The sequence below is a fragment of the Pseudomonas sp. B2M1-30 genome, assembly GCF_025447575.1.
Classification (GTDB): domain Bacteria; phylum Pseudomonadota; class Gammaproteobacteria; order Pseudomonadales; family Pseudomonadaceae; genus Aquipseudomonas; species Aquipseudomonas botevensis.
The window spans coordinates 202,932-225,432 of sequence record NZ_JAOEJT010000008.1; the positions used below are offsets into that span (position 1 = coordinate 202,932).

Genomic DNA, 22,501 nt, shown 5'->3' on the forward strand with positions numbered 1-22,501 from the left:
TCCATGCATTTCAGCGAATTGATGGCTGTCCTTTCCACCCATGCGATCCGCCTTCAACAGGACGATGAAGACCTGGTCATTCTGGGCAACGACGAGGCGCTGGATGATGCGCTGTGGGACAGCCTTGCCGAACACAAGGGGCAACTGCTGGCGTTCGTCGCCAGCCATGGCGGCGACTGGCTGAGCCCGGCACTGCGCATCACCCCGGACATGCTGCCGCTGGTGACGCTGGATCAGGACACCCTCGACCGCCTTGTCGCGAGCGTGCCCGGCGGTGCGGCGAACGTGCAGGACATCTACCCGCTGGCGCCCTTGCAGGAGGGCATGCTTTATCACCATCTCTCCGCGCCCGAGGGCGATCCCTACGTGTCCCAGGCGCGCTTCACCTTCGCCAGCCGCGAACGCCTGGAAGCGTTCGCCGAGGCGCTGCGCTGGGTGATCGAGCGTCACGACATTTTGCGTACGGCTTTCCTCTGGGAACGTCTGGACGAACCGCTGCAAGTGGTCCTGCGCAAGGCGCCGCTGATCTGTGAAGAAATCGACCTCGACAGTAACGCTGACACGCTGAGCCAACTGCTCGCGCGGCATGACCCGCGCAGTTTCCGTCTCGACCTGCGCCAGGCGCCGACCCTGCGTCTGGTGTACGCCGAGGACGCCGCCCATGGCCGGGTGGTTGCCTTGCTGCTGTTCCATCACATGATCATGGATCACATCGCGCTCGACGTGGTGCGCAAGGAGATTCAGGCGTACCTGGCGGGGCGGAGCGCGGAGGTTGGCGCGGCGGTGCCGTTTCGCAACTACCTGGCGCAGTCGCGTCTTCGCAGCAACGAACAGGCCCACGAAGCCTTCTTCCGCGACCTGCTCGGCGATATCGATGAGCCGACATTGCCCCTCGGCTTGCAGGATGTGCAGGGCGACGGGCAGAACATCGAAGAGTCCTGGCGGATGCTCGACAGCGCTCTGAGTCAGCGCCTGCGAAGTCAGGCGCGTCAGCTCGGCGTGAGCGTCGCGAGCCTGATGCACCTCGCACTGGCGCGGGTGCTGGGGCAACTGTCCGGGCGCACGGCAGTGGTGTTCGGCACCGTGCTGCTGGGACGGATGGACGCGGGCGAGGGCGTCGAACAGGCGTTGGGGATGTTCATCAACACCTTGCCGTTGCGGGTGGATGTCGGCGCCAATCCGGTACGCGCCGAGGTGCTGGCGACCCATCGTCGCCTCAGCGCATTGCTGGCCCACGAACAGGCATCACTGGCACTGGCCCAGCGTTGCAGCGCGGTGGCGGTGCCGACGCCGTTGTTCAGCGCGATCCTCAATTATCGCCACAGCGCCGTCGAGGAAGTCGCCGAGGTCAGCGATCTGGCTGCCGGCATTCAGGTGCTGGGCGCCCGGGAGCGCACCAACTATCCGCTGACCGTCAACATCGACGACCTGGGGCAGGACCTGCGCATCACCGCGCTGGCGGATGCCGCGCTTGGCGCCGAACGCATCGCCGGTTATCTGCATGTCGCGCTGGAAAGTCTGGTCGAGGCCCTGCAATCCGCGCCGCAAACCGCGCTGCACAGCCTGAATATTCTGCCGGCCGCCGAACGCGAACACCTGCTGTACGGCGTCAATGCACCGCTGTCACGGTTTGCCGAAACACCGTTGATCCACCAGCAATTCGAGGCCCATGCGCAGGCCAGCCCTGACGCCACCGCGCTGATTTTCGAAGGGCAGACGCTGAGCTACGGCGAACTGAACCGCCGCGCCAACCGGGTAGCGCAGCGTTTACTGGCGCTGGGTATTCGCCCGGATGACCGGGTGGCAATCTGCGTCGAGCGCGGCCCGCAAATGATTGTCGGCCTGCTGGGCGTGCTCAAGGCCGGTGCCGGGTATGTGCCGATCGACCCGGCGTATCCCTTGGAACGGATCGCCTTCACCCTGCGTGACAGCGCGCCCGTGGCGGTGCTGATGCAGGCGGCCACTGTGGAGCGGATCGCCGGTCTGGATGTGCCGCAGATCGATCTCGATGACCGCACCCTGCAAGCCGAACCGGACAGCACTCCGCAGATTTCCGGGCTGACCCCGGCGCACCTTGCCTACGTGATCTACACCTCCGGCTCCACCGGGCTGCCCAAAGGGGTAATGGTCGAGCATCGCCATGTCGCGCGGCTGTTCTCGGCGACTCGCGACTGGTTCCGCTTCAACGCGAAGGATGTCTGGGCGCTGTTTCACTCCTTCGCCTTCGACTTCTCGGTCTGGGAAATCTGGGGCGCGCTGAGTTTCGGCGGGCAATTGTTGCTGGTCCCGCAGCGAACCAGCCGTTCGCCGGACGAGTGCTATGAGTTGCTGTGCCGCAGCGGCGTCACCGTGCTCAACCAGACGCCGAGCGCCTTCCGCCAGATGATCGCGGCCCAGCAACGCAGCACGTTGCAGCATTCGTTGCGCGAAGTGATCTTTGGCGGCGAGGCGCTGGAAACCGGGATGCTCAAGCCGTGGTACGCCGAGGTCGGCAACGCCGGCACGCGACTGGTCAACATGTACGGCATCACCGAAACCACCGTTCACGTGACCTATCGCCCGCTGGAGGCGGCGGACGCCCAGCGGGTGGGCGCCAGCCCGATCGGTGTGCGAATCCCGGACCTGCAACTGTACGTGCTCGACGAGCAGCGCGAGCCAGTGCCGATGGGCGTGGTCGGCGAGTTGTACGTCGGCGGTGCCGGCGTTGCCCGGGGTTACCTGAACCGTGAGCAATTGACGGCCGAACGCTTTATCCGTGATCCGTTCAACACTGCGGCGGACAGCCGTTTGTACAAGACCGGCGACCTCGCGCGCTGGGCGGCGGATGGCAGCCTCGACTATCTCGGGCGCAACGACGATCAAGTGAAGATCCGTGGTTTCCGTATCGAACTCGGCGAGATCGAGTCACGCCTCTCGGCCTGCGCCGGGGTGCGTGAAGCGGTGGTGATCGCCCGTGAAGACAGCCCCGGTGATCAACGTCTGGTGGCCTACTGGCTGGCGGCTGACGGGGTTGAGCCGAGTGCCGGGCAACTGCGCGAGCAACTGCTTGAGTCCCTGGCCGAGTACATGGTGCCCAGCGCCTTCGTGCGTCTCGATGCCTTGCCACTGACCGCCAACGGCAAGCTCGATCGCAAGGCCTTGCCACGACCGGAGAGCGAGGCCTTCGCCCGCCGTGGTTTCGAGGCGCCGCAGGGTGAGATTGAAACCCGCATCGCGGCGATCTGGCAGAGCTTGTTGCAGGTCGAACGCATCGGTCGCCACGACAACTTCTTCGAGCTGGGCGGCCATTCGCTGCTGGCGGTGAAGCTGATCGAGCGCATGCGGCAGCAGGACATGCATTGCGACGTGCGCGTGCTGTTCGGCCAGCCGAGCGTGGCGGCTCTGGCGGCGACCCTTGGCGGCGCATCAACGGTCAGCGTTCCGGCCAATCAAATCGAACCCGGTTGCACCTGCATCACCCCGCAGATGCTGCCGCTGGCGAGCCTGGATCAGGCCGGCATCGAGCGTGTGCTGGAAACCGTGCCCGGCGGCATCGATAACGTGCAGGACATCTATGGTCTGGCGCCGTTGCAGGCGGGGATTCTCTATCACCACCTGGCGACCGCCGAGGGTGACCCTTATGTCTTGCAGGCGCAGTTCGCCTTTGACGGTCTGGCGCAGATCAAGGCGTTCGTCCGAGCGTTGAACAGCGTCATCGCTCGCCACGACATTCTGCGTACCAGCATCGTGCGCGAAGGCGTGGAAGAGCCGGTGCAAGTGGTCTGGCGCGAAGCGCCGCTGGCGCTGGAGCGGGTCGATGTCGAGACGCTGGACGGCGACGTGTTGCAGCAGATGCAGGCACGCTTCGATCCGCGTCACTATCGCCTCGACCTGCAACGCGCACCGCTGATGCGCCTGGCCTACACCGAAGATCCGCAGCACCAGCGCTGGGTCGGCATTCTGCTGCTGCACCACATCGTCCTCGACCACACCGCGCTGGAAGTGCTGGTGGCCGAGATCAGCGATGCGCTGCACGGGCCGCTCACCGAACTCCCGGCGCCGGTGCAATACCGCAATTACGTCGCCCAGGCCCGACTCGGCGCGAGTGCCGCGAGCCACGAGACGTTCTTCCGCGAGATGCTCGGCGACATCGAGGAACCCACTCTGGCGTTCGGTGTGCAGGACGTGCTGGGTGACGGCAGGCGCATCATCGACAGCGAGCAGGCGCTGGATGCCGATCTGGCCGAACGTCTGCGCGAACAGGCGCGGCGCCTGGGCATCAGCGTCGCCAGTCTGGTGCATCAGGCCTGGGCGCAGGTGCTGGCGCAGGTTTCCGGAACCGAAGAGGTGGTGTTCGGCACCGTCCTGCTGGGGCGGATGCAGGGCGGCGAGGGTGCCGACCGGGCGTTGGGGATGTTCATCAACACCTTGCCGCTGCGGGTCAGTGTCGGGGTGACGGCGGTGGAAGAGGGCGTGCGTGCGACTCACCAGCGGCTGGCGCAACTGTTGGTCCATGAACAGGCGTCATTGGCGCTGGCCCAGCGTTGCAGCGGCGTGGCGGCGTCCCTGCCGCTGTTCAGCACGTTGCTCAACTATCGCCACAGTGCCGCGCAGCCGGCGACGCTGGGGTGGGACGGCATACAGATACTCAGCTCCCGGGAGCGCAGCAACTACCCGCTGGTGGTCAGCGTCGACGACCTCGGCCAGGGTTTCCGGCTCTCGGTCCAGGCGGTGCCGCAGGTGGACGGCACGCGGGTCTGCGACTACCTGCAAACGACACTGCACAATCTGGTGACGGCACTGGAGCAGGATCGCACGGCGCCGTTGCGCGAGGTGTCGATCCTTTCGGCGGCAGAGCGTCAGCGGGTGCTGGTCGGCTTCAACGTGACCGGCCGCCAGTACCCGCACGAGCAGGCCGTGCAGCGCTTGTTCGAAGCGCAGGTGCTGGCGCATCCCGACGCCGTGGCGGCGATGCAGGGGACGCAGCGTCTGAGCTATGACGAACTGAACCGGCGCGCCAACCGCCTGGCGCATCACCTGATCGGCCTCGGCGTGCAACCGGATGACCGCATCGCCCTGTGCATGCGCCGTGGCCCGGAGATGCTGGTGGCGTTGCTGGCCATCCTCAAGTCGGGCGCCGGTTACGTGCCGGTGGACCCGGCCTATCCGCCGGAGCGCATCGCCTACCTGTTGCAGGACAGCGATCCGGTGGCGGTGCTGGCGCAAGCCTCGACCCGCCATTTGCTCGGGATGATGCCGGTGATCGATCTGGACAACGGCAATTGGCAGCATCAACCGGACACTAATCCGTCTTTGCCGAACCTGACCTCGGTGAACCTGGCCTATGTCATCTACACCTCCGGCTCCACTGGCCAGCCGAAAGGCGTGATGGTCGAGCACCGCACCCTGGAAAACCTCGTGCATTGGCACGCCGATGCCTTTGATTTGCATGCCGGCAGCCACACCGCGAGCGTCGCCGGGTTCGGTTTCGATGCGATGGCCTGGGAAGTCTGGCCGGCGCTGTGCGTGGGCGCGACCCTGCACTTGCCGCCGGAATCGATTGGCAACGAACACCTCGACGAACTGCTCGACTGGTGGCGGGCGCAACCGTTGCAGGTCAGCTTCCTGCCGACTCCGGTGGCCGAGTACGCCTTCAGCCGTCACCTCGGGCATCCGACCTTGCGCACGCTGCTGATCGGCGGCGACAAGTTGCGGCAGTTGCCGTGCGACCAGACCTTCGAGGTGATCAACAACTACGGGCCGACCGAGGCCACGGTGGTTGCGACCTCCGGGCGCATTGAATTCGGCCAGGTGTTGCACATCGGTCGACCGATCGCCAACGCCAAAACCTATCTGCTCGATGCCCGGAAACAGCCGGTGCCGGTGGGCGTGGCGGGTGAGTTGTACGTCGGTGGCGCCGGGGTGGCGCGGGGTTATTTCAATCGCCCGGACCTGACCGCCGAACGGTTCCTCGATGACCCCTTCAGCCATGAAACGGGCGCGCGCATGTACCGCACCGGCGACCTTGCACGCTGGCTGGCGGACGGCACGCTCGAATACCTGGGGCGCAATGACGATCAGGTCAAACTGCGCGGCGTGCGCGTCGAACTTGGGGAAATCGAAGCGGCGCTGGTCAGTCATCCGGCGGTGCAGGAGGCGGTGGCGCTGGTGCGCGACGGGCAACTGCTGGCGTGGTTCACCGAACGAGCGCCGGTGGACATCGAAGCGCTGCGCAATCACCTGCAAAGCCGATTGCCGCAAGCGCTGGTGCCGGCTGCTTACGTGCGTATCGACGCTTTGCCGCTGACGGCCAACGGCAAACTCGACCGCAAGGCCTTGCCCGAGCCGGATCAGGAGGCGTGGCTGAGTCGTGAATACCAGGCGCCGCAAGGCCCGGTGGAAAGCGCGCTGGCGCAGATCTGGGCCGACGTGCTCAAGGTCGAGCAGGTCGGGCGTCACGACAACTTCTTTGAACTGGGCGGGCATTCGCTGCTGGCGGTAAGCCTGATCGAGCGCATGCGCCAGATCGGTCTCAGCACTGACGTGCGCGTGCTGTTCAACCAGCCGACTCTGGCGGCGCTGGCTGCGGCGGTGGGCAACGGGCGTGAAGTGGAAGTCCCGGCCAATCGCATCCCGGCCGACTGCACCCACATCACCCCGGACATGCTGCCGCTGACTGAACTGGATCAGGCCAGTATCGAACGCATCGTCGCCACGGTGCCGGGTGGCGCGGCCAATGTGCAGGACATCTACCCGCTGGCGCCGTTGCAGGAAGGCATTCTTTACCATCACTTGAGTGCATCGGAGGGCGACCCTTACCTGCTGCAGTCCCATGTCGCCTTCGCCGATATCCAGCGCCTGCAAGCGTTTGCCGACGCCTTGCAAACGGTGGTCGCGCGCCACGACATCCTGCGCACCGGTGTGGTCTGGGAAGGTTTGCAGAGCCCGCAACAAGTGGTGTGGCGTGATGCGCCGCTGCTGGTGCAGGCGGTTGCTCTGGATTCGGCGAACGGCGACATTCTCGAGCAGTTGCAGGCCCGTTTCGATGCCCGGGGTTATCGCCTCGACCTCGGTCAGGCCCCGCTGATTCGCCTGATGTATGCCGACGATCCCGCCCATGACCGGGTGGTGGGTGTGCTGTTGTTCCACCACATCGCCCTGGATCACACCGCGCTGGACGTGGTCCGGCGTGAAATGCAGGCCGGTTTGCTGGGGCAGCTCGAACCGTTGCCGCCAGCCGCGCCGTATCGCAATTACGTGGCCCAGGCCCGTCAGGGCGTCAGCGAGGCGGAACACGAAACGTTCTTCCGCGAAATGCTGGGCGACATCGATGAGCCGACCCTGCCATTCGGCTTGCAGGACGTGCAGGGCAACGGAAGCGACATCGAGGAACAATCGCTGACGCTGCCGACCCACTTGAGCCAGCGCTTGCGAGCGCAGGCGCGACTGTCCGGGGTGAGTGTCGCGAGTCTGTTCCATCTGGCCTGGGCGCAGGTGCTGGCGGCCACGTCCGGCCGGCAAGAGGTGGTGTTCGGCACCGTGCTGCTGGGGCGGATGCAGAGCGGCGAGGGCGCCGACCGGGCGCTGGGCATGTTCATCAATACTTTGCCGTTGCGCATGGCGGTCGATGGCGGCAGCGTCAGCCAAGCGCTGCGTACGCTGCACCAGCGCCTGGCTGCGTTGCTCGGCCACGAGCATGCGTCGCTGGCCCTTGCCCAGCGTTGCAGCGGGGTGGCCGCGCCGACACCACTGTTCAGCGCGGTGCTCAACTATCGACACAGCGTTCACGGCGGTGATCACCCGGCATTCGACCAGGCCTGGCAAGGCATCGAGTTCCTGGCCCAGGACGGGCGCACCAACTATCCGCTGACCCTCAGCGTCAATGACCTGGGCGACGGCTTCAGCCTGTCGGCGTTGACCCTGGAACAGGTGGGCGCACGCCGTGTCTGCGAACTGATGCTCACCGCGCTGGAAGGACTGGCGACCGCTCTGGCGGAAAACCCCGGACAGGCCTTCAATCGCCTGGAGGTCCTGCCGGCAACCGAACGCAAGCGCGTACTCGAACACTTCAACGCCAGCGCCGCCGTGTACCCGGCCGCCCAAGGCGTGCATCGATTGTTCGAGAGGCAGGTGTTGCGCACACCGCAGGCACTGGCGGTACAGGCCGGCGCGCAGCGGCTGACGTTCAGCCAATTGAACGAGCAGGCCAATCGTCTGGCTCATCACCTGAGTGGACTGGGTGTCGGCCCGGACAGCCGGGTGGCGATCTGTCTCAAACGCGGCCCGCAGATGCTGGTCGGGCTGCTGGCGATTCTCAAGGCTGGCGCTGCGTATGTGCCGGTCGACCCGGCCTATCCCGCCGAGCGCATCGCCTACATGCTGGCCGACAGTGTGCCGGCGGCGGTGCTGGTCTGTGACCTTGTACTGCCGGTGGCGGTTGCAGTGCCGGTGATCGATCTGGGCCGTGGCGGCTGGCACGACCGGCCGGCCGATAACCCGCAGGTCGCCGGGCTGACGCCGGACAATCTGGCCTACGTGATCTACACCTCGGGCTCCACCGGCCAGCCGAAAGGCGTGATGGTCGAGCACCGCACCCTGGAAAACCTCGTGCATTGGCACGCCGATGCTTTCGAGCTGCGCGCCGGCAGCCACACCGCGAGCGTCGCCGGGTTCGGTTTCGATGCGATGGCCTGGGAAGTCTGGCCGGCGCTGTGCATGGGCGCGACCCTGCACCTGCCGCCGGAATCGATTGGTAACGAACACCTCGACGAACTGCTCGACTGGTGGCGGGCGCAACCGTTGCAGGTCAGCTTCCTGCCGACTCCGGTGGCCGAGTACGCCTTCAGCCGTCACCTCGGGCATCCGACCTTGCGCACGCTGCTGATCGGCGGCGACAAGTTGCGGCAGTTGCCGTGCGACCAGACCTTCGAGGTGATCAACAACTACGGGCCGACCGAGGCCACGGTGGTTGCGACCTCCGGGCGCATTGAATTCGGCCAGGTGTTGCACATCGGTCGACCGATCGCCAACGCCAAAACCTATCTGCTCGATGCCCGGAAACAGCCGGTGCCGGTGGGCGTGGCGGGTGAGTTGTACGTCGGTGGCGCCGGGGTGGCGCGGGGTTATTTCAATCGCCCGGACCTGACCGCCGAACGGTTCCTCGATGACCCCTTCAGCCATGAAACGGGCGCGCGCATGTACCGCACCGGCGACCTTGCACGCTGGCTGGCGGACGGCACGCTCGAATACCTGGGGCGCAATGACGATCAGGTCAAACTGCGCGGCGTGCGCGTCGAACTTGGGGAAATCGAAGCGGCGCTGGTCAGTCATCCGGCGGTGCAGGAGGCGGTGGCGCTGGTGCGCGACGGGCAACTGCTGGCGTGGTTCACCGAACGAGCGCCGGTGGACATCGAAGCGCTGCGCAATCACCTGCAAAGCCGATTGCCGCAAGCGCTGGTGCCGGCGGCTTACGTGTGTATCGACGCTTTGCCGCTGACGGCCAACGGCAAACTTGACCGCAAGGCCTTGCCGGAACCGGATCAGGAGGCGTGGCTGAGCCGTGAATACCAGGCGCCGCAAGGCCCGGTGGAAAGCGCCCTGGCGCAGATCTGGGCCGACGTGCTCAAGGTCGAGCAGGTCGGGCGTCACGACAACTTCTTTGAACTGGGCGGACATTCGCTGCTGGCGGTGAGCCTGATCGAGCGCATGCGCCAGATCGGTCTCAGCACTGACGTGCGGGTGCTGTTCAACCAACCGACTCTGGCGGCGCTGGCTGCGGCGGTGGGCAACGGACGCGAAGTCGACGTCCCGGCCAATCGCATCCCGGCCGATTGCACCCAGATCACCCCGGACATGCTGCCGCTGACTGAACTGGATCAGGCCAGCATCGAACGCATCGTCGCCACGGTGCCGGGCGGCGCGGCCAATGTGCAGGACATCTACCCGCTGGCGCCATTGCAGGAAGGCATTCTCTACCACCACATCACCGCCACCGAGGCCGATCCCTATCTGCTGCAATCGCAGCTGGTGTTCGACAGCGTCGAGCGTGTGCAGGGCTTTGCCTCGGCGCTGCGGCGCGTGATGGCTCGTCACGACATTCTGCGCACTTCGGTGGTCTGGCAGGGGCTGGCCGCGCCGGTTCAAGTGGTCTGGCGCCATGCCGAACTGCCGGTTCGGGAGGTCGCGCCGGGGCAGTTGTCCGAGCAGCGTCTGGACCTGAGTCAGGCGCCGCTGATTCGCCTGCTGTATGCCCGTGATCCGGCCAATGGCCGGGTGCTGGGCACGCTGGTGTTCCATCACATCGCCCTGGATCACACCGCGCTGGAGGTGGTGCGCGAGGAAATGCAGGCCTGTCTGCTGGGCCATGCCGAAGCGTTGCCGGCCGCTGTGCCGTACCGCAACTACGTGGCTCAGGCGCGCTGGGGCATCAGCGAGGAAGAGCACGAAACGTTCTTCCGGCAGATGCTTGGCGACATCGAGGAGCCGACGCTGCCATTCGGCTTGCGCAACGTCAGCGGCACCGCCAGTGATGTCGAGGAAGTCTGCCTGCCATTGTCCGAGGCCCTTGCCCAGCGCCTGCGCAGTCAGGCACGGAGTATGGGCATCAGCGTCGCCAGCCTGTTTCATCTGGCGTGGGCGCAGGTGCTGGCGGTGACCTCCGGGCAACGGAGCGTGGTGTTCGGCACCGTGCTGATGGGCCGCATGCAGGGCGGGGCGGGTGCCGACCGGGGGCTGGGGATGTTCATCAACACCTTGCCGCTGCGGGTCGACATCGGCGGGCAAACGGTGCGCGACGGGGTCAAGGCCACCCACGCGCAACTCACCGCACTGCTCGGCCATGAGCACGCCTCGCTGGCGCTGGCCCAGCGTTGCAGTGGGGTTGCCGCGCCGGCGCCGCTGTTCAGCGCAATGCTCAACTATCGACACAGCGCCGCTGAACCCCTGCATTCGCAGGCCCATGACGCCTGGCAAGGCATCGAGACCCTGACCGCCGAGGAACGCACCAACTACCCGTTGAGCCTTAACGTCGATGATCTGGGAGCCGGGTTCCGGCTCACCGCGATCACCTCGGCACAGATTGGCGCGCAGCGGATCTGCGATTACCTGCAAACCGCATTGAGCAATCTGGTCGAGGCGCTGGAGCAGGCGCCGCAACAACCCCTCGATCGTCTGTCGATCCTGCCGGACGCGGAGCGGCAAAGGTTGTTGTTCGACCTCAATGCCACGGCCGTCGATTACAACCTGGAGCAGACCCTGCATGGGCTGTTCGAGGCGCAGGTGGCGCGCACGCCACAAGCGCTGGCGTTGCAGAGCGACGGGTCGCGATTGAGCTTCAAACAGTTGAATGACCGCGCCAACCGTCTGGCCCATCATCTGCGCAGCCTCGGCGTGGGGCCGGATTCGCGGGTGGCGATCTGCGTCGAACGCAGCGCGCACATGGTCATCGGCCTGCTGGCGATCCTCAAGGCGGGCGGCGGTTATGTACCGGTGGACCCGGATTACCCGCCGGAGCGGATCGCCTACATGCTGGCGGACAGCGCGCCGGTGGCCGTGCTGGTTCACGCCGCGACCCGCGAGGTGCCGGGGGCGCTGGCGGTGCCGGTGGTCGATCTGGATCGGGCCGACTGGCACGAGCTGCCGGCGGACAATCCGCAAGTGCCGGGTTTGACGGCGGCGCACCTGGCCTACGTGATCTACACCTCGGGTTCCACCGGCCAGCCCAAAGGCGTGGCCAACGAGCATGGGGCGGTGATCAACCGCTTGTTGTGGATGCAGGACGCTTACCCGCTGACGGCCGAAGATGCGGTGCTGCAAAAGACCCCGTTCAGTTTCGACGTTTCGGTCTGGGAGTTCTTCTGGCCGCTGATGACCGGGGCGCGGCTGGTCGTGGCCCGCCCCGGCGGGCACAAGGAACCGACCTACCTGAGTGAAGTGATCGCTGCGGAGCGGATCACCACGCTGCATTTCGTGCCGTCGATGCTCGATGTGTTTCTTGCCCATGGGCAGACCGCTCGCTGCGCCGGACTGCGTCAGGTGATGTGCAGCGGCGAGGCGTTGCCCGGCGGCCTGGTGCGGCGCTTCAAGCAGCAATTGCCGGTCAGTCGGTTGCACAACCTGTACGGCCCGACCGAAGCGGCAGTGGATGTCACCGCGTGGGATTGCGCCGGGCCGCTGGCGGACACGCCGGACAACACGCCGATCGGCAAACCGATCGCCAACACCCGGATGTACATCCTCGACGCCTTGCAGCAACCGGTGCCGCAAGGTGTGGCCGGCGAGTTGTACATCGGCGGGGTGCAGGTGGCGCGCGGCTATCTGAATCGGCCGGAACTGAGCGCCGAGCGCTTCCTCAAGGACCCGTTCAGTGCATCGGCGCACGCGCGGATGTACCGCACCGGCGACGTCGCCCGTTACCGCGCGGACGGCAACATCGAGTACCTGGGACGCAACGACGATCAGGTGAAAATCCGTGGCCTGCGCATTGAACTGGGCGAAATCCAGGCCCGGCTGACGCAGATTGCCGGCGTCCAGGAAGCAGCGGTGCTGGCCCGTGAGGACGTACCGGGAGACAAACGTCTGGTGGCCTATTACACCGGGGCGCGGCTGGAGATCGACATCTTGCGCGGGCATTTGCTGGAGCAGCTGCCGGATTACATGGTGCCCGCCGTGTTCATCCACCTCGATGCCTTGCCGCTCAGCCCCAACGGCAAGCTTGAGCGCAAGGCCTTGCCGGCGCCGGACCTGGCGTCGCTCACGAGTCGTGAATACGAAGCCCCGGTCGGCGAAATGGAAATCCTCCTGGCGCGGCTGTGGTGCGAGTTGCTCAACGTCGAACGGGTCGGGCGGCACGATCATTTCTTCGAGCTGGGCGGGCATTCATTGCTGGCGGTCAGTCTGATCGGCCGGCTGCAACAGGAAGGTGTGGAAGCCGATGTCCGGGCGCTGTTCGAGCAACCGACCCTGGCCGGTTACGCGGCCCTCACGGAAAGAATGGAGATCGTCCTGTGAATGTGAATGAACTGTTGGCGACATTGAAGGCAAAGGACATCCAGCTGGCGGTCGCGCAGGGGCAGTTGCGGGTCAACGGCAACAAGCAGGCCTTGAGCGAGCCGGCATTGCTGGCGGCGTTGCGCGAGCACAAGCCGGCGCTGATCGAGATGATCGAGGCTGGCGCGTATGCCGCGACCCGCACGGGCCAGGTCGAGGTGCCGGCCAATGGCATCGTCGCCGGAACCACGCGGATCACTCCGGCGATGCTGACGCTGGCCGACGTCAGCCAGGACACCCTCGATCAGTTGGTCGAGGCGATTCCCGGCGGCGCCGCCAATGTCCAGGACATCTACCCGCTGACGCCGTTGCAGGAAGGCATCCTCTACCACCACGCCAGTGCCGTGCAGGGCGATCCGTATGTGATGCAGGCGCATTTTGCGTTCAGCACGCGGGAGCGGCTGCAAGCGTTCGTCCAGGCGTTGCAGGCTGTGATCGAGCGCCATGACATTTTGCGCACCGCCATCGTCTGGGAAGGCCTGGATACGCCGCTGCAAGTGGTGCTGAGAAGCGCCGAACTGCCGCTGGAAGAGGTGCAACTCGATGCCGCCGAGGGTGACGTGCTGATGCAGTTGCATGAGCGCTTCGACGCCCGGCATTTCCGCCTCGACGTTACCCGGGCGCCGTTGCTGCGGCTGGTGCATGCCTGGGACGCGAAGGCTGAGCGCATCGTTGCGATGCTGCTGTTTCATCACATGGCGATGGACCACTCGGCGCTCGCGGTGGTCAGTCATGAAATGCAGGCCTGTCTGTCCGGGCAGGGCGCGAAACTGGGGCCGCCCGTGCCGTTTCGCAACTATGTGGCCCAGGCACGCCTGGGCATCAGCGAGGCGGGGCACGAGGCGTTCTTCCGCGAAATGCTCGGCGATATCGACGAACCGACGCTGCCGTTCGGCCTGCAAGGCGTGCATGGCGACGGCAGCGACATCGAAGAACTCAGCGTGCCGCTTGAGCCGCTGTTGGGCCAGCGCCTGCGCAGCCGGGCGCGATTGCTCGGGGTGAGTGTCGCCAGTCTGTTCCATCTCGGTTGGGGGCAAGTGCTCAATGCGCTGACCGGCAAGTCCCCTGTGGTGTTCGGCACCGTGTTGATGGGGCGCATGCAGGGCGCCGAGTCCACCGACCGGGCGCTGGGGATTTTCATCAATACCCTGCCGTTGCGGGTCGAGGTGGGCGCGCAGTCTGCAAGCGACGCGGTGAAGGCGACCCACGCACGCCTGAGCACCCTGATGCGCCACGAACACGCGCCACTGGCACTGGCCCAGCGCTGCAGCGGCGTGGTCGGGTCCGCGCCGTTGTTCAGCTCGCTGCTCAATTACCGACACAGCGCTTCGAGCGCCAATGCCGACGCCGCAGCGCTGTCGGCGTGGGAAGGCATCAGCGTCCTGCGTTCGGAGGAACGGACCAACTATCCGCTGACCTTGAGCATTGACGACTTCGGTGATCGCTTCAGCCTGACCCTGCTGGCGACCCGGGCCGTCGAGGCGCAACGGATCTGCACCTACATGCTCTGCGCGGTGGAGCAACTGCTGCTGGCACTGGAACAGGCGCCGGATAGCCCGGTGAATCAGTTGTCGGTGATGTCCTCCACTGAACGCGAGCAGGTGCTGACGCACTTCAATGCCAGCCAGGTCGAGTACCCACGGGGGCAGACGATTCATCAGCGTTTCGAAGCGCAGGTCGTGGCCCGACCGGACGCACTGGCGGCGGTGCATCTGGGGGCGCAATTGACGTTCGCCGCGCTGAACCAGCAGGCCAACGCCCTGGCTCATCAGTTGATCGGGCTGGGCGTGCGGCCCGATGACCGGGTGGCGGTGGTCGCCCGGCGAGGCCTGGACACCCTGGCCGGATTGCTCGCGGTGCTCAAGGCCGGGGCCGGGTATGTACCGGTCGACCCGGCGCATCCGGCCGAACGCTTGAGCTATCTGCTCGGCGACTGCGCGCCAGTGGCGATCCTGACCACCCGCGATCTGCTGGCACGCTTGCCGGCGCTGGAGTTGCCGATCCTCGACCTCGATCCGCGCGACTGGCCGTCCGGCCATGGCGCCAATCCCGACGTGCCGGGACTGTCCGATGCACACCTGGCGTATGTGATCTACACCTCCGGCTCCACCGGGTTGCCCAAGGGCGTGATGGTCGAACACCGCACGCTGGCCAATCTGGTCGACTGGCATTGTGACGCCTTCGACCTGTACGCCGGCCGCCACACCTCGAGTCTGGCCGGCTTCGGTTTCGACGCCATGGCCTGGGAAGTCTGGCCGGCGCTGTGTGCCGGCGCGACCCTGCATCTGGCTCCCGTGCAGGAGGGCAGCGAAGATGTCGACGGGTTGCTCGCCTGGTGGCGTGCGCAACCGCTGGATGTGAGTTTTCTGCCGACCCCGGTCGCTGAATACGCCTTCAGCCAGAATCTCGAACACCCAACCTTGCGCACGCTGTTGATCGGCGGTGATCGCCTGCGCCAGTTCTCGCGCAACCGGACTTTCGATGTGATCAACAACTACGGCCCGACCGAGGCCACGGTGGTCGCCACGTCCGGGCGGATCGAGGCGGGGGATGCGTTGCACATCGGCAAACCGGTGAGCAATACCACGATTTACCTGCTCGACGAGCAACAGCGGCCGGTGCCGATTGGCGTGGCCGGGGAACTGTATATCGGCGGCAGCGGCGTTGCCCGTGGTTACTTGAACCGGGCGCAACTGACCGCCGAGCGGTTCCTGCTCGACCCTTTCAGCCGTGCACCGAATGCCCGCCTGTATCGCACCGGCGACCTGGCGCGCTGGCGCGCCGACGGGACCCTCGAATACCTGGGGCGCAACGACGATCAGGTGAAGATCCGTGGCGTGCGCATCGAGCTGGGGGAAATCGAAACCCGCCTCAACCAGCTCCCCGGTATTCAGGAAGCGGTGTTGCTGGCGCGCGAAGACCAGCCCGGACAGTCGCGACTGGTGGCCTATTTCACTGAACAGCCGCAGGTCGAGGCGTTGGCGGTCGCACAATTGCGCGCCCATCTGGCGAGCCAGTTACCGGACTACATGGTCCCGGCCGCGTTCGTCAGGCTCGACGTGATGCCGTTGACCACCAACGGCAAACTGGACCGCAAGGCCTTGCCGAAACCGGAACGGGCGGCGCTGTTCACCCGCGAATACGAGGCGCCCCAGGGCGAGGTGGAAACCACGCTGGCGCAGATCTGGGCCGAGGTGTTGCAGGTTGAACGGGTCGGGCGCCAGGACCATTTCTTCGAGTTGGGCGGGCATTCGTTGCTGGCCATGCGCATGGTCGCTCAGGTGCGTCAGCGGCTGGGCATCGAACTGGCGCTCGGCGAGTTGTTCGCCAGTGCCGAACTGGCGGCAGTAGCCCAGGTGCTGACCCAGGCCGGGCGCTGCACGCAACCGGCGATCCTGCCGGTTTCGCGCGAGGGCGTGCTGCCGCTGTCGTTCTCCCAGCAACGCTTCTGGTTTCTGGCGCAGATGGAAGGCGCCAACACCGCCTACAACATTCCGATCGGCCTGCGTCTGCGTGGTGCGCTCGATACCGACGCGCTGCAACGGGCGCTGGCCCGGATCGTCGCCCGGCACGAAAGCCTGCGCAGCCGCTTCGCGCCGCTCGACGGCGAGGCGCAGGTATTGATTGCCCCGGCGGACAGTGGCGTGCTGCTGCGCGTCGAGGATTTGCGCCGGCATCCGCAGGCCGACGAAATGTTGCAGGCCCTGGTGCAGGGTGAAGCCTCGGGGCCGTTCGACTTGCAGAACGATCCGTTGATCCGGGGCCGACTGGTGCGGCTGGCGGATGATCACCATGTGCTGTTGATCACCCTGCATCACATCATTTCTGACGGTTGGTCGATGGACGTGTTGACCCGCGAACTGATGGCGCTGTACCAGGCGTTCAGCCATGGCGCGCCAGATCCGTTGCCGCCACTGACCTTGCAATACACCGACTACGCGGTGTGGCAGCGTCGCTGGCTGAGCGGCGAAGTGTTGCAGCGCCAGAGCGAGTACTGGAAAAACACCTTGGCCGAGGCTCCGGCCTTGCTGACACTGCCCACCGACCGCCCCCGGCCATTGCAGCAGGACTACGCCGGCAGCAGCCTCGAGATAGCGCTGGACGAACGCTTGAGCGCCGGCCTCAAGGCCCTGAGCCAACGGCATGGGGTGACGCTGTACATGACCATGCTGAGCGCGTGGGCGATGTTGCTCAGTCGTCTGTCCGGGCAGGCCGATGTGGTGATCGGCTCACCGGTGGCCAACCGCACGCGGGCCGAAATCGAAGGCCTGATCGGGCTGTTCGTCAACACCCTGGCGCTGCGCGTCGATACGTCGGGCGAGTTGAGTGGCGAAGCGCTGCTGGCGCGGGTCAAGGCCCTGACCCTGGAGGCCCAGGCGCATCAGGATCTGCCGTTCGAGCAAGTGGTGGAAATCGCCAGGCCGGCCCGCAGCCTGGCCCACAGCCCGTTGTTCCAGACCATGCTCAACTGGCGCAACGGCGACGGTCCGGCGCTGGCTTTGGGGGATCTGACCCTGGAGGCGGTGGCCGAGCCAAGTCATTTCGCCAAGTTCGACCTGACCCTGACACTGGGCGAGACGCAAGAGCGGATCGGTGGCTGGCTGGAGTACGCCACGGCACTGTTCGATGAAAGCACGGCGCAGCGATATGTCGGTTACTTCACGCGGCTGCTGGAGGCGATGGTCGCCAACGATCAGACGATCCTTGAGCATGTGCCAATGCTTGACGATCAGGAGCGGCAACGGCTGCTAAGCGATTTCAACGCCACCGCGCGGGCGTTTCCGCAAGCGCTGACGGTGCATCGGGTGTTCGAGCAGTACGCGGCGCAGCAACCGCAGGCTGTCGCGGCGGTTCACGGCGCGCGCTCGATGACTTACGCCGAACTGAACCGCAGCGCCAACCAGCTCGCTCATCACCTGATCGCCCAAGGCGTACAGCCCGGCGATCATCTGGCGATCCTGCTGCCACGCTCGCTGGAGCTGTTGATCGCGCAATTGGCCGTGGGCAAGTGCGCGGCGGCATATGTGCCGCTGGACATCAACGCGCCCGCCGAGCGCCAGGCGTTCATGGTCCAGGACTGTCAGGCGGTCGCGCTGCTCACCGGCAGTGGCGAGACAGTGGATTACCCGGTGCGCCGAATGGATCTGGACACCCTGGACCTCGTCGGGTCGGCTACCCACGATCCGGCACTGGTGCAGTCCTCCGAATCGCTGGCGTACATCATGTACACCTCCGGCTCCACCGGCACACCGAAAGGCGTGATGGTGCCGCATCGGGGCATCACCCGACTGGTGATCAACAACGGCTACGCCGATTTCAATCAGGATGACCGCGTGGCATTCGCCTCCAACCCGGCGTTCGACGCCAGCACTATGGACGTCTGGGGGGCGCTGCTCAATGGCGGGCAGGTGGCGGTGATCGATCACGCGACCCTGCTCGATCCACAGGCCTTCGGTCGCGAGCTGAGCCGATGCGGAGCGACGATACTGTTCGTCACCACCGCGCTGTTCAATCAGTACGTGCAGTTGATTCCGCAAGCCCTCAAGGGCCTGCGCATTCTGCTGTGCGGTGGTGAGCGCGGGGATCCGGCAGCGTTCCGCAAACTGTTGGTCGACGCGCCGGAGCTGCGCCTGGTGCATTGCTACGGCCCGACCGAAACCACCACCTATGCCACCACTTTCGAGGTGCGGGACGTGGCGGCGGACGCCGACAGCGTGTCGATTGGCGGCCCGATCGCCAACACCCGGGTGTATGTGCTCGACGCGCGGCAGCAGCCGGTGCCGCTTGGCGTCACCGGCGAGTTGTACATCGGCGGCCAGGGGGTTGCCTTGGGCTACCTGAACCGGCCGCAACTGAGCGCGGAAAAATTCCTCGACGATCCGTTCAGTGACGAACCCGAGGCGTTGATGTACCGCACCGGCGATCTGGTGCGCTGGCTGGCTCCGGGACAACTGGAGTGCATCGGCCGCAACGACGATCAAGTGAAAATCCGTGGTTTCCGCATCGAACTCGGGGAAATCGAAAACCGTCTGCTCGGCTGCCCGGGCGTCAAGGAAGCGGTGGTACTGGCCCGGCAAGAAGGCCAGGAACCGACCCGGCTGGTGGCGTATTACACGGCGCACGATCCCGCACTGGAAAGCGCGACCCTGCGCGCGTTGCTGCAAGCGCGACTGCCGGAGTACATGGTGCCGACCGCGTGGGTGGCGCTGGCGAGTCTGCCGCTGAACAACAACGGCAAGGTCGACCGCAAGGCGTTGCCAGCGCCAACGCAGCAAGCGTTGCTCAGCCGCGTCTATGAGGCGCCGGCCGGCCCGCTGGAAGAGTCTCTGGCGCAATGTTGGGCCGAGGTCCTGCAGGTGGAGCAGATCGGTCGTCACGACAACTTCTTCGAACTGGGCGGGCATTCGCTGCTGGCGGTGCGTCTGGTCGGCCTGATGCAACAGGCCGGCATGGCGATGTCGCTGGCCGAGTTGTTCCAGGCGCCGAGTGTCGAATCCGCCGCCACGCTGCTTAGCCAGCGCAATGGCGCGCTCGATCAGCAGGACGGATTGATTGTGGTGCGCGCCGCTGAGCAGGGCACGCCGTTGTTCCTGGTTCACGAATTCAGCGGCCGGGAGCTGTACTTCCCGGCGCTGGGCATGCACATCGGCGGCGGCTTCCCGATCTACGGCTTGCCGGGCATCGACCTCGGTCAGCCGCAACTGCGCACCATGGAGTGCCTGGCGAGGCGACTGGTCGGGATCATCCGCGCCCGCCAGCCCCACGGGCCGTACCGCCTGGCGGGTTGGTCGTTCGGTGGCGTCCTGGCCTATGAGATCGCCCAGCAACTGCTCGGCATGGATGAGGCGGTGGCTTTCGTCGGGCTGATCGATACCTATGTGCCGCGCCTGGCCGACCCTGACAAGGCACGCTGGAACGATGCGCACGTACACAAGCGCCAATTGCTCCTGCATTGCACGGCGCATTGGGCCGGGCATGAAGCGCAGGGGCAGGAGGCTTTGGCTCGTCTGGCGCTGCTCCAGGCCGAACTCGAACACCTGGAGTTTGCCGAGCTGTTCAAGCGTTGCCGGCAGCAAAAACTGCTGCGGCCCGAGTTGGCGGTGGTTGCGGCGGCAGACGCCTGGCATTACCTGGATCGCGAAGTGGCCCACGGGCATGCGCTCGCGCATTACCGGATCAGTCCGATCCCCGTGCCGCTGCATCTGTTGCGCGCCGAAGAGCGCTCGGCGCAAATGTCGCAGCTGAGCCTCACCCGGGGCTGGGCCGAGGAACTGCCAGGCAGCGAACTGCATTGCATCGAGGTGCCCGGCGATCACCAGAGCATGATGAAGGCGCCGCACATTCAGGCGTTGGGGCGTGCGCTGGGTGAGGCGCTGGAGACGGCGGTCGCCACCGAATGCGCGGCGTATCAACCGCTGCTGACGATTCAGACCGGCCATCCCGGGCACGCGCCGATTTTCTGCTTGCCGGGGGCCGGCGACAGCGTGACCGGGTTCATCCACCTCACCGAGGCGCTGGGGCCGGAGTGGCCGATTCATGGTCTGCAACCGCGTGGCCTCGACGGCATCAGCGTGCCCCATAGCCAGGTGGAAAGCGCCGCGGGGTTTTATCTGCAAGCCATCGAAAAACTCTACCCGCAAGGGCCGGTGCATCTGATCGGGCACTCGTTCGGCGGGTGGGTGGCGCATGCCATGGCGACGCAGTTGCAGGCCGCCGGACGCGAAGTAGCGTCACTGACGCTGATCGACAGCGAGTCCCCCGGTGGCAATGGCGTGGTCGGCAAGCCGTATACCCCCACCGCCGCGTTGCAACGCTTGATCGAGACGTTGCAACTGTCCGTCGGCAAGTCGCTGGGGATCGACCCGGCGACGTTCGCCGAAGTCGATGACGCCACGCAAATGCGCCTGCTGCACGAAGGGATGGTGCGCGCCGGGGTGCTGACCGAACGGGCGGCGCCGAATGCGATGTCCGGCCCGGTACGCACCTTCGCCACCGCGTTGCGCACGGTGTATCGGCCGACTCAGGCCTACAGCGGTCCGGTGCGTCTGGCGCTGGTGGATGACCCGGTGCTGGACGCGGCGGGCAATCAGCGCGAGCAGGCGGCGATGGTCGAGGGCTGGCGGCGGCAGGTCACGGATCTGGCGGTGTGGTACGGGCCGGGCAATCACTTCACGATCCTCAAGGCACCCAATGTCTTCAGCCTCGCGGCGTGGTGGCATGACGGGCTGACGGTGCCGGCCGGCGAAGTGTTGTCCTGAACGATGTTTTTCTCCTGGAGCCCGGCCACTGGCCGGGTTCAACCCTGAACGGAATTGTGGTCATTTATGGAACGGACGAAGTTGCGCAAAGTCGGCATGGGGTTGGCGTTGGCGGTAGTGGCCGGTCTGGTTTTCTACACGGTGCAGGCGCCGGCCGAAGCGCCGCAGTACCTGACCGCCACGGTCGAACGCAGTGATATTGAAAGCGCGGTGCTGGCTACCGGACTGCTCGAAGGCATCAAGCAGGTGGATGTCGGTGCGCAGGTCTCGGGGCAGTTGAAGTCGCTCAAGGTCAAGGTCGGCGACAAAGTGAAAAAGGGCCAGTGGCTGGCGGAAATCGATCCGCTGGTGTTGCAGAACACCCTGCGCCAGGCCCAGGTCGACGAGGAAAACCTCCAGGCCCAGCGCCGCGCGACTCAGGCGCAGCTCAAGCAGACCAAGGCGATCTACGAGCGCTATCAGGATCTGCAGCAGGATGCTTCGATCTCCCGTCAGGACTTCGAAACCGCGCAATCGAACTACGAAGTGCAGGCGGCGAATCTGTTGTCCCTCGATGCGCAGATCAAGAGCGCGCACATCCAGATCGACACGGCCAAGGTCAACCTGGCCTACACGCGGATCGTCGCGCCCATCGACGGCGATGTGGTGGGCATCGTCACCCAGGAAGGCCAGACCGTGATCGCCAATCAGTTGGCGCCGATCCTGCTGAAACTGGCAGATCTCGACACCATGACCGTCAAGGCTCAAGTGTCGGAGGCCGACGTGATTCACATCGAACCGGGACAGGCGGTGTATTTCACTATCCTCGGCGAGGACCGGCGCTACTACGGCAAGCTGCGCGGCACTGAACCGGCGCCACAGAACTTCCTCGAAACGCCGCCCGCCGGCACGCCGAAGCAGACCACAGCGGTGTTCTACAACGCGTTGTTCGACGTGCCGAACCCCGATCATCGCCTGCGTATTTCCATGACCGCCCAGGTGCGGGTGGTGCTCGACACCGCGCAATCGGTACTGACCATTCCGGTGGCGGCGCTGGGGCCGCGCAACAGCGACGGCAGCTTCCCGGTGCGCGTGCTGGACGCCAAGGGCCAGGCCCAGGCGCGTAACGTACAGACCGGCATCAACAACAACGTCAAGGTGCAGATCAACGAAGGCCTGGCCGAAGGCGACCGGGTGGTGATCGGTGATCCGGTAACGCCCGTGGCGGGGTCCTGAAC

3 protein-coding genes are annotated in these 22,501 nt (G+C 65.7%); all 3 read left to right on the forward strand.

Going from position 1 to position 22,501, the window contains the following annotated elements; genetic code table 11:
* Window positions 1-3: 3 nt before the first annotated feature.
* The 3 genes from N8H74_RS17555 to macA all read left to right on the forward strand — a co-directional run bounded on the left by N8H74_RS17555 (window position 4) and on the right by macA (window position 22,499).
* The gene (locus tag N8H74_RS17555) at window positions 4-12,987 is read left to right on the forward strand and encodes a non-ribosomal peptide synthetase (protein ID WP_262149105.1); all 12,984 of its coding nucleotides are present in this window, start codon (window positions 4-6) and stop codon (window positions 12,985-12,987) included.
* Window positions 12,984-21,284: a non-ribosomal peptide synthetase gene (locus N8H74_RS17560; RefSeq protein WP_262149107.1), complete on the forward strand. Its 8,301-nt coding sequence runs from the start codon at window positions 12,984-12,986 to the stop codon at window positions 21,282-21,284. Before N8H74_RS17555 ends, N8H74_RS17560 begins: the two co-directional genes overlap by 4 nt.
* A 66-nt stretch (window positions 21,285-21,350) precedes the next feature.
* A complete protein-coding gene (gene macA / locus N8H74_RS17565; protein WP_217834263.1) occupies window positions 21,351-22,499 on the forward strand; it encodes a macrolide transporter subunit MacA in 1,149 nt (382 codons plus the stop codon).
* Window positions 22,500-22,501: the final 2 nt, after the last annotated feature.

Bases quoted from the DNA above. Each gene is read 5' to 3' on its own strand.
- N8H74_RS17555 (WP_262149105.1), top strand. From the start codon at position 4: ATGCATTTCAGCGAATTGATGGCTGTCCTTTCCACCCATGCGATCCGC.
- macA (WP_217834263.1), top strand. From the start codon at position 21,351: ATGGAACGGACGAAGTTGCGCAAAGTCGGCATGGGGTTGGCGTTGGCG.